The sequence below is a fragment of the Pseudomonas sp. PB3P13 genome, assembly GCF_054897735.1.
Genome location: NZ_CM142702.1, coordinates 4,767,958 through 4,782,585, shown reverse-complemented (window position 1 = coordinate 4,782,585; position 14,628 = coordinate 4,767,958). Strand labels below are relative to the sequence as shown.

The window sequence follows — 14,628 nt, the reverse complement described above, 5'->3', positions numbered from 1 at the left end:
AGATTTGGAGTTGCCTCGCTGTAGCCGAACCAGTTCTGCATCAGATGAGCCCGCGACATCGCCATCAGCGGATACGCCGGACGACCTCCTTCGCCCTTCGGATAATGCGGTTCGATCAAGGCAATCAAACCCTTCCAGGGCACGACCTGATCCATCTCGATCAGGAAGCACTCGCGGCGGGTCTGCTTACGTTTGCCAGCGTACTCGGCATCGGCGAAGGACATCTGTTTCATCGGGGCTCAACCGTTCGATTCGTGTCAATGGCTCTGGGCGACCGTGGCCTGCTGTTGCGTCACGGCACAGTGGTCGATGCGACGATCATTAATGCCCCGAGTTCGACCAAGAACAAGGACGGCAAGCGCGACCCGGAAATGCACCAGACGAAGAAGGGGATATGTATTTCTTCGGGATGAAAGCGCACATGGGCGGAACCGCGCGCATCTCCAGCCTCGCTCGTGATCTCCCCCGCTCCAATCCCTTTGACTGCCGCGAATCGAGGGCGATTAAGGAGTTGCTGTTGGTGGATGGGTACCACCTCCAAGCCCGTCAAACCGAACGCCCCCTCGAATGCAAGCCTGTTGAGGCCCCCACCGGTTGGGCATTGACACCCTTAATAAAAACCGGCGCTTAGCGCCGGCTTACTGAGTCTCGGATCGTCATCGGTCACAAACGCTATTTCACGCAGCTGGTAGGCCGGCGGCTGTAGTCAGCCCAGGCAGCGGGCCACCCATCGTGATGGTTCGCATGGACAGTGGCTATCTCAACGCACTGCGTACTGCCCAACTTTGACATGTACGCCGATGACACCGCCCGAGGAACCACACTGTCCTGGTCCCCGACCAGATGGCGCTGAGGAATCGTTCTGAGCTTGTCGGCATAGCTCACGGGGTCAAGCGAACCACTTAACTGCGTCAACCCCTGCAGCTGCGTCCAAGCCGTAACGGCTATGTTGCCAGCTAGCGTTTGCACTGAGACTACGTCATCCCTTTTCGCAGCCAGAAGCAGGGCTACTGCGCCGCCACCTGAGTAACCCACCAGCTCGATGCGCGTCACCGCATACCGCAATTTTACGGCGTCCAGAGCGGACGACATGGATGCAATGACCAGGGGGCTGAAACGCTGATCGGTCCACGTCTTGGTATTGCAATGCTCGTTCGAGACAAACTGGCAGGGCCTGGCCAGGTACACAGCTCCGCCAGGATCGTCGGCAGCGAGATTTGCTACAAGGTTTTCATGAGGCGTTGGATCTGTGCTGGGTTGTCTTGCAGTCGCCCAAGCGTGGCCGTCGCACTCGACGTACACCCTCAACACCTCGCCTTTCACTGACTTGGGTAGTACCGCCTGGACAAGGTAGATTCCACCGGTATAAATCTCGGTCGTGCGGCCGGCAGCATGAGCAGCGCCTTCGAGGCGAGCGGTGTAATTTACACAGCCCGTGCTCAAGGCCGCTCCAACCATTACGAGACTGATCTGTGCGCACAGTCGGAGCTCAGTGAAGGGCATCGAAGTTCTCAAGTTCCTGTGATCGAAGTTCCATGCTATCCGACGGTTATGGTATGCAAGTAGTCGGCGCCGACACCGAAAATTACCCCATAATCAGGTATGCATTCCCACGATGGGAACGGTGAACACTCTACAATTCAATAAGTTGGTAATTTTGTACGCTAAGCGACCCTCGCCTTCTGAGCGTGGCTTGAATTGCCTCATCGCTCGGCTTTCTCATCCAAAATGTCGCCGCTTCGGCGCCGCCGAATTCCAGATGAATTATTGCCTCAACTCGATGGGTCATACCGGCATTCTTGTAGATACGGTCAAATCGTTGAACCCGTGCGCTCGTCGACTTTAGCGCCGCCCGTGGATCGCACGAGTCGTGCGTCACCAGTTGGGCAGCGTCGTTCAACTGCTGGCTTCGAAACTCACCAGAAGAGTCTTCTGAATCAAGGCGAACACGGAGGAATTGGCAGGTCTAGCGTTGAGCACGATCGAACACCGATCTTACTGGATGAGCTGACAAGCACTTCTCGAGAATTGACAACCAAAACGTCGGTCCCGTTGCTGAATCCGTTTGAGCGGGTCTGAAATTACTAAGGTCTGTCATGGCAGCATCCTGCTTGGCTATGTGTTCCGTTCTGATCACCCAGTTGGTCATTGATCCGTCAATTTGTCCCATGAGCCGGGGCAATCCTGAGCTCCATTGCTCTTGAAAGGGAGCAGGTCCGTCCATGGCCAACGCGCTATTCGATCCTTGCAGGTGCATTCTCCTTCGCCAGCAGTGCCGCTATGACTATCAGGTAAATGCCAGTAGCCAAAAGCACAACGATGGCCGAGGTAACTGCCAGAAGATGCAGGCTGATCAGCGAATTCAGATGGCCGCCCATCGCATACGCGCCAATGGAAATCGCCGAGGCCAGAACCACCATCAAAAGGAGTTTTAGGACAGTCAGGATTTTCGTACCGGTGAGACTGTGAGCCAGGTATAGGCCACACATGATTACCAATGCGGCAACCAGGTACTCAAGGAAACCTGCTGCCATATACGTCACGCCATCGATGCCCGGCCTGATTGAAAAAAGCTGGATCAGGATGTAGAACGCGGAACAAATGATGATCGGTTTTAAGGACTTCATGTGACGGACCCTCGACTCGCCTTTGACAGGTGAAAGGGTCGCGTATATAGGCGGGAAAAAGGCATCGATTCGCCCCGAAGCGAGGGCACAAATGCGAGCCTGACATGAGGGTGCTGGATTCCTAGAGACCATATGGTGCCTCAAAACCTGGACAAATGCCCCCATGGCCGAATCGTTATAAAAATGTTTTTTCACACAGCCTGGACCCATACCTGCCGTTCAGACATCTCTTTTTTGTTTGGGGGAAATGGCGCAATTCACCAACCATTCCCAACACCGCAATGCTTCTTCGCACGCATGAAGACTCTTACATGCCAGCTCGCGGGTAGGGTTGCCGCGACCGTTCCAGCAATCAAAGTCAAGAGAGGTGCACGTTCCACAATTGCTCCTGCTCAACTGAACACTTTTTAATACGACCGTCCGTCCGGTAAGAGCTCTGATCGACGGCTGGTTTGCGGTTATGGCCGATCGTAAATGGACAATGTTGAATCATCAGCAATACTCCACTTCGCCATAAGAACCCGGTTGTGCTGTTACCTGATCGATAGTGATTACCCATCATTAGAGAGAGGCGCCATGCGGTCGAATAAAAGTGCACTGCCTATAGCGGCATTCGGATTGCTGACACTTGTTGTTAGTGAACGAGGTTTTGCAGGCGGGCTTATGTTGTATGAAATCGCAACTGACAATGCCGGATTGGCCAATGCCGGCGCGGCGGCGAGAGCACAAGGCCCTTCAACCATCGCAAGTAATCCTGCGGGCTTGAGTTATTTGAGCGGCACTCAAATCACCGCTGGTGCGCAGATCTTGTTTGGCAATCTGTCGTTCGAGCGAGACGGTGACACCAATACCCCAGGTACCGGCAGCGGCAATGTGCTTGATCCAATACCCGGCGCCAGTTTTTTCATCAGTCATCAACTGGATGACCAGTGGTCCGTGGGCTTCGGCTCCTATGGCGATTTCGGACTTGCGGAAAACTACGACAACGATTGGTCCGGACGCTATTTCGTGCAGAACGCGAGCATCGCCGGTTTGTCACTGGTGCCGAGCGTGGCGTATCGCTTCAACGAACAATGGTCCGTAGGTGTTGGCGTCAAAGCCATGTACGGCATGCTGAAATCCGAGGCTGCGATCGATCAGAGTCCGCTGGGTCTCACGGACCGTGCAGATGGTCAATACAAGTACAAGGACAGCGACTGGGGATACGGGGCCAACGTCGGCGTGATTTATGTGCCGCAGCCAGGGACCCGAATTGGCCTGGCTTACACCAGTCAGGTTGACCTGGATTTTGAAGACGGCCTGGTTGTGAAAAGCAGTGCGCCGCTGGTGAGTCGACTAGACGGCACCAACCTCGGTCTCGATTTGAAGGTACCGCAAACAGCCACCCTCAGCCTGTACCAGCAACTGGACTCGCAATGGGCGGTGCTGGCCTCAGTCAATTGGCAGGACTGGTCGAAATTTGGCGACATCGAAATCGACGTTGACACCAACGCCGGCGGTGCCCGGTCGACCACCGTTGATGCGCATTTCAAAGACACTTTTCAACTAGCCCTCGGCGCGCAATACCAGATGAATCCTGATTTGTTATGGGACTTCGGTATCGCCTACGACACCTCGGCAGTCTCCGACAGCCAGCGCACGTTCACGGTGCCGATGGGCGACGCCTGGCGCTTCGCTGCCGGTCTGACATATTCGCTGAACCAAGAGACCGATCTCAATTTCAGTTGGGTCACGGTCTGGATGGGTGATATGTCCGTCGACCAGACCAAATCCCTGTCCGGCAATCGCACATCAGGCGAGTTTGACAACGCCTGGATTCAGGCCTTGTCAGCCAACATGACCTGGCGTTATTGAACAACGGATTGCATGCCCCGCAAACCCTCATCCCTCAGGAGCACTGCCACATGAACCTTTCGCGCAAGTGGATAGCGGCTGCCGCACTTAGCAGTTCGGTATTGGCCGGCTGCGTTTCGAAGGTGACCGAAAAAGATCAGTACTCCGGCTTCTTGAAGGACTATGACGGCTTGCAGGAAACCACCTCTCCAAGTGGCGCGACAGTGATGCGATGGATCGCGCCCGGCTTTCAGCCCTCAGCCTATTCCACGGTGGTGTTCGAGCGTCTGGAACTGTATCCGGCGCCGAAACCGAATGAGCGGGTTGACCTGAAAACCTTGCAGGAGTTACAGGCATACACCACTGAAAGCGCCAAACAGGCGCTATCGCAGAACTATCGGGTTGTGAAGAACTCCCGGGAGGTGCGCAAAGGCGAAAAAGCACTGACCCTGCATGCGGCAATCACGGGCGTTTCAGCTTCCAACGAAGGCATGAAATGGTACGAGGTGGTACCAGTCGCTGCGGTCGTAGGCGCCACCCAGGCGGCTAGCGGTCACCGTGATCAGAACACCGAGTTGTATATCGAGGCCGATCTGGTCGACGCTAGTACCGGCGCACCGGTTGCAAAAGTGGTGCGCAAAGTGTTTGGTGAAAACCTGCAGAACTCCAGCCAGAAAATCACCGCGAATGAATTCAAGGCGGCTATCAGGGCCATGACCAACGACATGCAAATGGTGCTCAGTAAGCCCTGATCATCTACCGCATTTATCTTGAGCGCTGACAGCTGGACTAATCTTTTCTTCGGGCTTGGCGCCGGCCCGTAAGAGCAATGCTCGATTCATTTGGTACCAGGCGGGGATTCGAAATGAACAATCGCATGGATTTGCCTTTAGTCTCACTACTGGCTGTCGGTTTACCTCTCTCCAGTCATGCGGACAGCCAAGCCGAGTTGGCTAAACAGGCGCTGAACCCGGTTGCCGCGCTGTATAGCTTGCCGGTGCAATACAACTTGAACCAGAAGATGGTGGCCACCGGCAACGGTATTCAAAGTGTCACCAATATCCAGCCGGTTTTACCCTTTAGCCTCAATGAGGATTGGAACCTGATCTCCCGCACGATCTTGCCGATCATCGATCAGCATGGTCTGGCACCCAATGGTATCGCTGACAAAAACGGAGTAGGAGACACCTCGCAAAGCTTTTTCTTCTCTCCAAAACGGCCTACCGAGGGCGGCTGGATCTGGGGCGTCGGTACCGAACTATTGCTACCCACCGGCAGCAACAAGTTGTTGAGCAACGAGCAGTGGGGAATTGGGCCGACGGCCGTAGCGTTGAAACAGGCTAATGGCTGGACAACCGGCGTACTCGCTAACCACGTGTGGCCACTGGGCAACAGTCCAGCCAACGACAAGGAAAATATCAATCAGACGTATCTGCAACCCTTTCTGGTTTACACCACGGCTTCGTACACCAGTTTTGGCATTAACACTGAATCCACCTACGACTGGCTGGCCTAAGAGTGGGCGATGCCTGTGAATCTGTTCGTGACGCAGCTGTTGAAAGTGGGTAAGCAGCCTATGAGTCTTCAGATTGGGCCGAGGTATTGGGCCGACAGTCCTGAAAATGGTGCTCACGGCTGAAGTTTCAGAGTGGCGTACACCTTGCTGTTTCCCAAATAAGAAGCTGAGTGGTTTGAGCAGTTAAGGAGTAAGGACATTCAGTCACTAAAGTTATGTCGAGTTCACCGGGAGATATTGCGATGAGTTCTATAGAAACTAGCTCAATGTCCTCTATGTCGTCCGTGCTCAAACGCTATTTGCGCGAGCCGCTACTGCACTTTCTGGTGGCCGGTTTTGCCCTTTTCGTGTTGTACGGAGGTCTACGCAGCTCAACCGTCAATCAGGATCCGCAACGGATAGAAATTACCCCGGATGATATTCAGCGGATCGAAATATCGTGGCTGGCGCGATGGCAGCGCCCTCCTAACGAACAGCAGCTTCAAGGCATGCTCAGCGAGCATGTGAAAGAAGAAATACTTTACCGCGAAGCACTGAAACTCGGCCTCGACAAAGACGACACCATCATTCGCCGCCGACTGGCGCAAAAGATGGATTTTCTGGCAGAAGATGTCGCGTCACTTCGCGAACCTGCCCTCGGTGTACTTGAGGCCTGGTATAGCAAGCGTCAGGAACAGTATGCCCCGCCGCCTTTAGCCACTTTCCGGCATGTGTTCTTCGCTTCGGACAAACGCGGGAGCGCTGCCCAGGCACAAGCTCAAGCAGCACTGGGAACGCTGACCGATAAAAATAGCGGCGAAGGCGATGCCTTCCTTTTTAAAAACGCCTATGCGGAACAATCACAAGACCAGGTGGCGAAAGACTTCGGTTCAAAGTTCGCCATTGCCTTGTTTCAACAGACACCGGGACATTGGGTCGGCCCGGTCGAGTCTGGATTTGGCTGGCATCTGGTGTGGATTGATGCGCTGGCCAAGCCACAGGCACCTCCTTTTGAGACAGTAGCCCAGCAGGTCAAATCCGATTGGTTCTCCGAGCAGCGTACCGAGTCGAAACGCTTAAGCTTCGAAGCACTGAAGGCACGCTATCAAGTGGTCGTGATGATGCCCACTGCCTCCAGCGGGACTGCAGCTACTGAAACGGAGCAGCCGTGATGGGGCGTACTGTCTGGCTGCTGTTTTTTCTGCTGTTCGGGGGGCAATTGTCATTCGCTCATGAATCCCGCCCTGCTTATATGGAAATCAACGAAACCGCTGCCGGGCGCTATGACGTGCTTTGGCGCACGCCAGTGCTGTCCGGGATGCGACTGCCTATCGCGCTGAGGTTTCCCAAAGGCGTTCAAACGATCGTCGAGCCCGTAGAAAGCGAGCTGAACGACTCACTCATAGAACGCCGAGCCATTGATGCAGGTCCGGCAGGTCTGGTCGGTCAACGTATCGAGTTCGTCGGCCTGCAAGCGAGCATCACTGACGTGTTGGTGCGCATTTCTCGCCTCGACGGAACGCTGACGACCACCCTCGTGCAACCCGCCCAGCCATGGATAGAAATTACCGCCACGCCGGGAGCGTTTTCGGTGGCCGGTGCGTTTCTGGTTCACGGTATCGAGCACATCCTCGGCGGTTTCGATCACCTGCTGTTCGTGTTTGGATTGTTACTGCTGGTGCTCAACGGCTGGATGCTCGTCAAAACCATCACCGCATTCACCCTAGCCCACTCCATCACTCTAGCGCTTGCAGCACTGGGCGCAGTGCAGCTTCCCGGCCCCCCCGTCGAGGCAACAATTGCCTTGAGCATCCTGCTGTTGGCCGTTGAGATTGTCCGCAGAAATCGCGGTGAACCCAGCTTCACCGCGCAATGGCCGTGGGTCGTGGCGTTCTGTTTTGGCTTGTTGCATGGCTTTGGGTTTGCCGGTGCGCTGGCGGAAATTGGCCTGCCACAACGCGACCTGCCCCTGGCATTGTTTACCTTCAACGTCGGCGTAGAGATTGGCCAACTGATGTTTGTCGCCGTGGTGCTTGGCCTGCGGGCGATATTGCTGCGTTTTCGACTGCCAAGACCTGCGCTTCTGTACGCCCAGCCCATCGCTGCCTATGGGTTGGGAACGCTGGCCGCCTTCTGGTTTTTCGAGCGAGTCTCTAGTTTTTGGTCTTGAGCTGCACCGTCCTGTCATTGCCGTGCTTCGGAGACGTGGAATATGAAAATCAATCATCACCTCGCCGCACCCTCACTGTTTAGTTACGCCTTGCTCGCTCTCGCCGTCAGCACGCAGGCTATAGCGGAAGGCAACCCGGATCGAGAGGTCTACTTTGGGCAGACGCACTCGCATACGTCGTGGTCGATTGATGCGTACCTGATCGGTAACCACCTGATCGGGCCGGAGGATGCTTACGAGTATTCGATGGGCATGCCCGTCGCGCACCCGATGGGCGGCGAAGTGAAGCTCAGGGGACGCCCGCTGGATTTCCATGGGGTGACCGATCATTCGGAATACGTGGGGGTTATTGCGCTGGCCAACGACCCCAAATCGGACTTCAGTAAACTGCCCATCGCACAAAAGCTGATTGTAAAAACCCCGGAGGATTTCAACCGGATCTTCAAGTGGATTGCAGAAAGCATGAACCACCCGATCAAGGAGCTGATTGATCCGAAGATCGCGGGCAACATCTGGCAGCAAAACATTGCCATCGCTGACAAGTACTACAAGCCAGGCAAGTTCACCACCTTTGTCGCGTATGAATGGACCTCGGCTCCAAACAACCAAAACATGCACCGCAATGTGTTCTTCCGCGATTCGAAGAAGGTGCCGGAACTACCCTTCACTGCACTGGATTCGGATAAGGCGGAAGACTTGTGGGGCTGGATGGACGATCAACGCAAGAAGGGCAATGAAGTGCTGGCCATCTCGCACAATGCCAACCTCAGCAACGGGATAATGTTTCCAGTCGACGTCGATGACCGTGGCCGGCCAATCGATGCCGCGTGGGCTGAAACGAGGATGCGCAACGAATCCTTGACCGAAATCCACCAAGTCAAAGGCACTTCGGAAACCCATCCGGAGCTGTCGCCGACAGACGAATTTGCCAACTATGAAATCATGAATTTTCTCATCGGCCTGGACAACGGCACTTCCAAACTCAATGGCAGTTACATCAGGCAAGCCTGGCGAAATGGCATGGCCTTACAGGAGACGAAAGGCTTCAACCCCTACAAGATGGGCGTTGTAGGTGCCAGCGACTCTCACAACGGGGTGATCCCGTACGCACAGGACAATAACTTCGGCTCCCACGGCTTTACCGACTACAAACCTGAGTTACGCCTTTCCGGCAAAAAAAACTCTGGCATGGAGGCGTTGCAAACCAGTACCTCCGGTCTGGCCGGTGTCTGGGCTGAAGAAAACACCCGTGAGTCGATCTTCGATGCAATGAAACGCAGAGAAGTCTACGGCACGAGTGGCGTGCGGATTCCCGTGCGCCTGTTTGGCGGCTGGAGTTACGACAGCAACCTGTGGAACGAGAATGACTGGGTGCATGCTGCCTACGCTCAGGGCGTTCCGATGGGCGCAGACTTGCCGGCAAAATCGGGAAAAGACGCGCCTTCCTTTGTAGTGTGGGCCAGCAAAGATGCCGATGATGGCAACCTCGACCGGATCCAGATCATCAAGGGCTGGACCAAAAACGGGCAGACCTTCGAGAGGATCTACGACGTCGCCTGGGCCGGTGATCGAAAACCGGATCCAGCCACCGGTAAAGTCCCGGCAGTGGGCTCTACCGTGGATATTTCCAAGGCCACGTACACCAACACCATTGGCGCCACCGAGCTGAAAAAAGTCTGGGTCGACCCAGACTTCGATCCAGCCCAGCACGCCTTCTATTACGCCCGCGTATTGCAGATTCCGACACCGCGCTGGAGCACTTATGACGCGGCGAAACTGCAAGTGCCGCCGCCAGCCGATGTATCGGCGACCGTGCAGGAACGCGCCTGGACCTCTCCCATTTGGTACTCGCCAAACGCCGAAGACGGCAAGTCGATGGCGCGTGGCAAGACCATTGACGACCTGAAAACCGAGGGCGCCAAGGCGCTCACCAACGAGCAGTTGCAAGCCTACGTGGTGGGTAAAACCATCAAGGTGCGCAATACGGTCACCGGTCAGACCTTTGAAATTGTCTACGGTACGGATGGCCAGCGCGTGGTCGCCAGTGTCGACGGCAGACCGGCCGCGGACGGTGAATACCTGAACATGTTGCACGGTGGCCAGTTCGGCGTCCCGGCCAGTTATGAAATCAAGGACGGACATCTGATGACGACCCTCGGCGGGTCGCCTTTCGAGGCCACTGTCTTTGAGCAAAACGGCAAATACGTGGCGGCTCGCAGCAGTGAGTTCGGCTACGTGAACTATGAGGTCGAGGAGGTAAAGTAGAGCAGAGGCCGCTGCCGATGGTTTTCATCGGCAATGGTCTATTAGCCGGTTGCTCTAGGGATGATTCGCAGTCCAAAAGGGACGCCTACTGCGAAATGTCGCTTGATAAGCCCACTGAACCGTGGTGCTTGAATGACTGCTTTTGGCCCAGAGTGTGTAAAAACGCGCTGATGCACTGTCGGCGCGTAGCGCCGACGGCTGTTAGCTGAGTATTTGCTCGCAACAAGTCCTGCGGATCATCACTAGGGCCTGGGAGCCCCCAGCACAGCGTCTAACTTGCTGGGTGGCCAAAATACAGACATCTTCAGGCCGACAACGCCTTCATTAAACCACTGGTACCGAGAATTTTCATGACCCGCTTCAGGTTGTAGGCGAGGCCGTTCAAGCTCATCTCCGCACTTACTCCGTTCAGCTTTCGTGTCAGGAAATGCGTGGCGCCCATCCATTGTTTGAGCGTCCCGAAGGGATGCTCGACCGTACGCTTGCGGACTCGCATCATGTCCGGCGCGTTGCTCAGTCTGTTCTGCATTTCCTCCAATATGGCTTCATGTTCCCAGCGCCTTACTCGACGATTTTTGCTCGGCGTGCACTGCGTTTTCAGCGCGCAGCCCTGGCATTTCGAACTCCAATAACAGTGCATATTCATGCCTTTCTCAGTACTGGAAAAGCGCCAGGGCAGCGCCTCTCCCGCCGGACAGATGTATTCGTTTTTCGTCGTGTCAAAAACGAACGCATCTTTGTTGAATCGACCATCCGCCTTGGCGCTTGAAGTCATCGTCTTTGGCACGTAGGCAGTCATGTCCGCGTCGTGACAGGCAAGGATTTCTTCACTCTTGAAGTAACCTCGGTCAGCTACCACCGCCAGCGTTTCTGACGCCATCGCTTCGCGGGCCTGCTTGGCCAGCGTTTCTGACGCCATCGCTTCGCGGGCCTGCTTGGCCATCGAGCTGAGTTGATCGCGGTCGGAGCCGACGTTGGTAACCTCATGTGCAACGATCAAATGGTGCTGTGTATCGACCGCTGTCTGCACGTTGTAACCGACGATTCCAGTGCCGCAAGTCATCATAGAGCGGGCGTCCGGATCGGTCAGTGAGACCTGTTTATCCGGCGCTTCGTTGAGCTGAATTTCAATGACCTGTAACTCTTTCATCTTAGCTTTGAGCTTATCGATTTTCTCTTGCAGACGAGTAGCTTTGGGCTGAGCGATTGAGGGTTCTTGCTGATCGGCTTCGTCGAGCGCAGTCAGATACCGATTGATACTCGATTCAATTTCTTCCATGCGCCGCTTCAGCTTCGCGCTGGTGAAATTGCGGTCGCGGTTGTTGACGGCCTTGAATTTACTGCCGTCGATGGCAACCAGATTTTCTCCGAATAATCCCAGCTGCTGGCACAGCACCACGAACTGGCGGCAGACGCCTCGGATGGCCTTGCTGTTGTCTTTTCGGAAGTTGGCGATGGTCTTGAAATCGGGCCTCAAACGCCCGGTCAGCCACATCAGCTCGACGTTGCGTTGGGCTTCTCGTTCCAGGCGTCGGCTCGACTGAATGCGGTTCAGATAGCCGTAGATGTAGATCTTCAGCGGGATCGCGGGGTGGTAAGCAGGCCGGCCTGTGTCAGCTGGAATAGCACTGTCAAAACCCAGATTGACCAGATCGAGTTCGTCGACGAAGACATCGGCTACGCGCACCGGATTGGTATCGCGACGTAGTTGTCGAGGCTCTCGGCAAGTAAGGTGCCTTGGCCTCGATGTTCACCTAGGATAAAGCGCTTCATGGGCGATCCTTGCGATGAAATCCTCAGAAATCATAGCAAGGGTTCGTGAAAGCGTTTTTACACACTCTGGGCCGTTCTCTGCCGCTCATGGTGACAAGGCCTGCTGGTCAAATCCGATGCAAATCGTTGGTCAGAACGAATGCAAATGACTGGTCAGGCCGAATGCAAGCGGGTGGTCAAGTGGAGTGCAATTTTGCAACGCGAAGCGCTGAAGTCGAAGCCTGCCAAATCACGGTGCATGGGGAGTTTGGCCACGTTCACCTGATGGTTTATCGACCGTATGGCGCGATCTGCATGTTCCTGTTGGAGCAGGTGTTCGAGCAGCCATTTTGACGACGCAGTCGAGGCTTCTCCTTGGGAAGCCAATTCCTCCCAAGCGTTGGCCATGCCATGCAGACGCAGTTCTTTGAGTTCCACCATTAGGTCACGCATTGCGAGTCTCCTCATCGGTGGTACGGAGCCGGTCGTAGCGTGCCGTATTGGCGACAGGCGCTATCTTGAGTTGAAGGCTGGTTTCGGCGGACGGAGGGGTTGCTGTCGATGTCAGTCGAGCCAGGACATTTAGGATGTGGTCAGCGCTCAAGCTGCCTGATTCAAGTACCAACTCCACAGCCACCAACACGGCATCGAGCCCGGCGATGGGAACAGCCGCCAGTACCTGCGTCATGACTCGATCACCATTGGTGTGACGTCTCAGGCCGCGCTTGAGGAGCAGCAACGGCTTCGGCAGATCGGCAAACGGAGCGCCATTGCGCAGCGCTCCGGGCTTGCGCTCGATAAGCGGGATGTAGTGTTGCCAGTCGTAGCTGACCTGATCTCGATCAAAGAGGCGCTCGTGACTGGCAATCATCGTTTCATCGGCGATGACCACCACCCGAGAGGGATACAGACGGCTGCTGACCCACTGACCGACCCGCTCACAAGGCACCGAGTAGCGATTTCGCGTCACGCTGATCAGACAGGTACTGGAGACTCGCACGGTGCGTTCGACATAGCCGTCAAAGGCAGTGGGCATTGGCATCATTTCCACCCGTTCCAGTACCAGGACGTCCGCCACCGTCAGCCCGTTGTACTGCGGGTGCAGCAGCTCGCTCTAGAGCGCACGACAGCGTTGTCCGAGCCAGACATTCAGTTCTTCGAAGGTGTGGAACATGCAATCTTGAGCATCGAGCCAGATGCGTCGCCGGCTGTCTTGGACGTTCTTTTCGACGATCCCTTTTTCCCAGCCCGAGGCCACGTTGCAGAAGTCCGGATCAAACAAATAATGCGCGCACATCACGGCAAACCGAGCATTGACCGTGCGGCCCTTACCCTTGCTGACCTTGTCGACAGCGGTCTTCATGTTGTCGCAGATGCCGCGACGCGGCACCCCACCTAACGCGCCAAACGAGCGGGTATGGGCATCGAACAACATCTCGTGGCCTTGGCTGGGATACGCAACCAACCAAAATGCGCGACTGGCGCACAGCTTCATATGGGAGACCTGGATGCGTCGAAACAAACCGCCGATCAGCAGACCTTCTTCGCTCCAGTCGAACTGAAAGGCCTCGCCGAGTGCGAACGTCAACGGTGCAAAGGCCCGTAAGGATTTGCCTTGCTCACCGCGCCACGAACGTATGAAGGCGGTGAGCTGGCTGTAGCCGCCGTCGTAACCCTCGGCCTTTATCTGTTCGAAGAGTGCTTTGGCGCTCCTGCGATTGTGCTTTGCCCGAAACGAATCGGCCTTGAGCGCCAGCTCCAGCGTCTGGTGAAACGAACTGAGTTTGTTGAAGGCTGCGCACCGCTGGTACGTCGGCTGAGTTGCTTCGGGCGCTCTGACCCATTTTCGGATGGTGTTTCTCGACAGCCCGGTACGCTTGGCTATCTGATGCAGCGACAGCTTGTCGCGAAAATACATCCGCCGAATTTTGCCCATCATTTCCATGCTGATCACCCTGTGTTCTCCTGCTCAAAAATTGAGCAGAAGCAGTTGAACACCTGGGTCAGTTTTCAGTCGGCAGAACAGCCTTTACTGGATCAGTTTTCGGTCAGCGGCAACACACCCCTGACTAGTAGACACTTTCAAATAACTGCGTTGGTTCGTTAGCAGACGAAAATCGATCGTCTGCCCCGAGTCGATTACTGCCTGTCGCCACCGGCAGCAATGGCCAGCTCTCCGCCGATAATGTTGACTGAGGGTGTTAGTAAAGTCCGATGGGGCGGTCGTCAGAACCAATGCAAACGCCTGTTCAAGTGCAATGCAAACAAGTGATCAGTACCGATGCAATCAGGTGGCCAAGTGGAGTGCAATTTCGCAGGATCAACACCCTCAAAAAATGGAACGAAGCTGCGGAGCTTAGCCCCGAATATCGCAACCGGATCTTTCCGCAAGCCAGACGCGATAGGGCGTCGTTGCATCAGGCAGCGTCGATGTCAGAAAGCGGCTAGGGCCGTTCCCGCAAACATCAGGCGTGCAGTGAGCTCCT

Annotated in this window: 6 protein-coding genes and 6 pseudogenes; 7 read left to right on the top strand and 5 right to left on the bottom strand. The window is 55.5% G+C overall.

What is annotated here, in order from left to right:
• Nucleotides 1–14: 14 nt before the first annotated feature.
• Nucleotides 15–233 (bottom strand): annotated as a pseudogene (locus ACYZT1_RS22060) (IS5/IS1182 family transposase); the annotation flags it as partial.
• 33 nt (nt 234–266) lie between these two features.
• Here ACYZT1_RS22060 and ACYZT1_RS22055 point away from each other — a divergent pair.
• A pseudogene (locus tag ACYZT1_RS22055) lies at nt 267–427 on the top strand (IS5/IS1182 family transposase); the annotation flags it as partial.
• 1,807 nt (nt 428–2,234) lie between these two features.
• On the opposite strand, the gene ACYZT1_RS22050 reads toward ACYZT1_RS22055, so the two are convergent.
• The gene (locus tag ACYZT1_RS22050) at nt 2,235–2,627 is read right to left on the bottom strand and encodes a hypothetical protein (protein WP_462016706.1); all 393 of its coding nucleotides are present in this window, start codon (nt 2,625–2,627) and stop codon (nt 2,235–2,237) included.
• Between the two features lie 576 nt (nt 2,628–3,203).
• On the opposite strand from ACYZT1_RS22050, the gene ACYZT1_RS22045 reads away from it, so the two are divergent.
• The 6 genes and pseudogenes from ACYZT1_RS22045 to ACYZT1_RS22020 all read left to right on the top strand — a co-directional run bounded on the left by ACYZT1_RS22045 (nt 3,204) and on the right by ACYZT1_RS22020 (nt 10,390).
• Nucleotides 3,204–4,481 (top strand): OmpP1/FadL family transporter, encoded by a 1,278-nt coding sequence (locus ACYZT1_RS22045; RefSeq protein WP_462019304.1) that lies wholly within the window; start codon nt 3,204–3,206, stop codon nt 4,479–4,481.
• Between the two features lie 50 nt (nt 4,482–4,531).
• The gene (locus tag ACYZT1_RS22040; protein WP_462016705.1) at nt 4,532–5,212 is read left to right on the top strand and encodes a DUF3313 domain-containing protein; all 681 of its coding nucleotides are present in this window, start codon (nt 4,532–4,534) and stop codon (nt 5,210–5,212) included.
• A 125-nt stretch (nt 5,213–5,337) separates the two neighbouring features.
• Nucleotides 5,338–6,099, top strand: a pseudogene (locus tag ACYZT1_RS22035) (transporter).
• A gap of 119 nt (nt 6,100–6,218) precedes the next feature.
• Entirely contained in the window at nt 6,219–7,127 is a 909-nt protein-coding gene (locus tag ACYZT1_RS22030) for a peptidyl-prolyl cis-trans isomerase (RefSeq protein WP_462016704.1), read from the top strand.
• Nucleotides 7,127–8,125, top strand: coding sequence for a HupE/UreJ family protein (locus ACYZT1_RS22025; RefSeq protein ID WP_462016703.1), 999 nt, complete (start codon nt 7,127–7,129; stop codon nt 8,123–8,125). Before ACYZT1_RS22030 ends, ACYZT1_RS22025 begins: the two co-directional genes overlap by 1 nt.
• A 42-nt stretch (nt 8,126–8,167) precedes the next feature.
• Nucleotides 8,168–10,390, top strand: coding sequence for a DUF3604 domain-containing protein (locus ACYZT1_RS22020; protein WP_462016702.1), 2,223 nt, complete (start codon nt 8,168–8,170; stop codon nt 10,388–10,390).
• A gap of 304 nt (nt 10,391–10,694) precedes the next feature.
• Here the strand turns inward: ACYZT1_RS22020 and ACYZT1_RS22015 are convergent.
• From ACYZT1_RS22015 to istA, 3 pseudogenes are all read right to left on the bottom strand, one after another.
• Nucleotides 10,695–12,163: pseudogene (locus ACYZT1_RS22015) on the bottom strand (IS1182 family transposase).
• A gap of 201 nt (nt 12,164–12,364) precedes the next feature.
• A pseudogene (locus ACYZT1_RS22010) lies at nt 12,365–12,595 on the bottom strand (ATP-binding protein); the annotation flags it as partial.
• Nucleotides 12,588–14,087: pseudogene (gene istA / locus ACYZT1_RS22005) on the bottom strand (IS21 family transposase). The pseudogenes ACYZT1_RS22010 and istA, both read right to left, overlap by 8 nt.
• Nucleotides 14,088–14,628: the final 541 nt, after the last annotated feature.

What these genes read in the sequence shown, in the direction of transcription:
- ACYZT1_RS22050 (WP_462016706.1), bottom strand. Translation starts at nt 2,627, where the DNA reads ATGAAGTCCTTAAAACCGATCATCATTTGTTCCGCGTTCTACATCCTG.
- ACYZT1_RS22045 (WP_462019304.1), top strand. Translation starts at nt 3,204, where the DNA reads ATGCGGTCGAATAAAAGTGCACTGCCTATAGCGGCATTCGGATTGCTG.
- ACYZT1_RS22040 (WP_462016705.1), top strand. Translation starts at nt 4,532, where the DNA reads ATGAACCTTTCGCGCAAGTGGATAGCGGCTGCCGCACTTAGCAGTTCG.
- ACYZT1_RS22030 (WP_462016704.1), top strand. Translation starts at nt 6,219, where the DNA reads ATGAGTTCTATAGAAACTAGCTCAATGTCCTCTATGTCGTCCGTGCTC.
- ACYZT1_RS22025 (WP_462016703.1), top strand. Translation starts at nt 7,127, where the DNA reads ATGGGGCGTACTGTCTGGCTGCTGTTTTTTCTGCTGTTCGGGGGGCAA.
- ACYZT1_RS22020 (WP_462016702.1), top strand. Translation starts at nt 8,168, where the DNA reads ATGAAAATCAATCATCACCTCGCCGCACCCTCACTGTTTAGTTACGCC.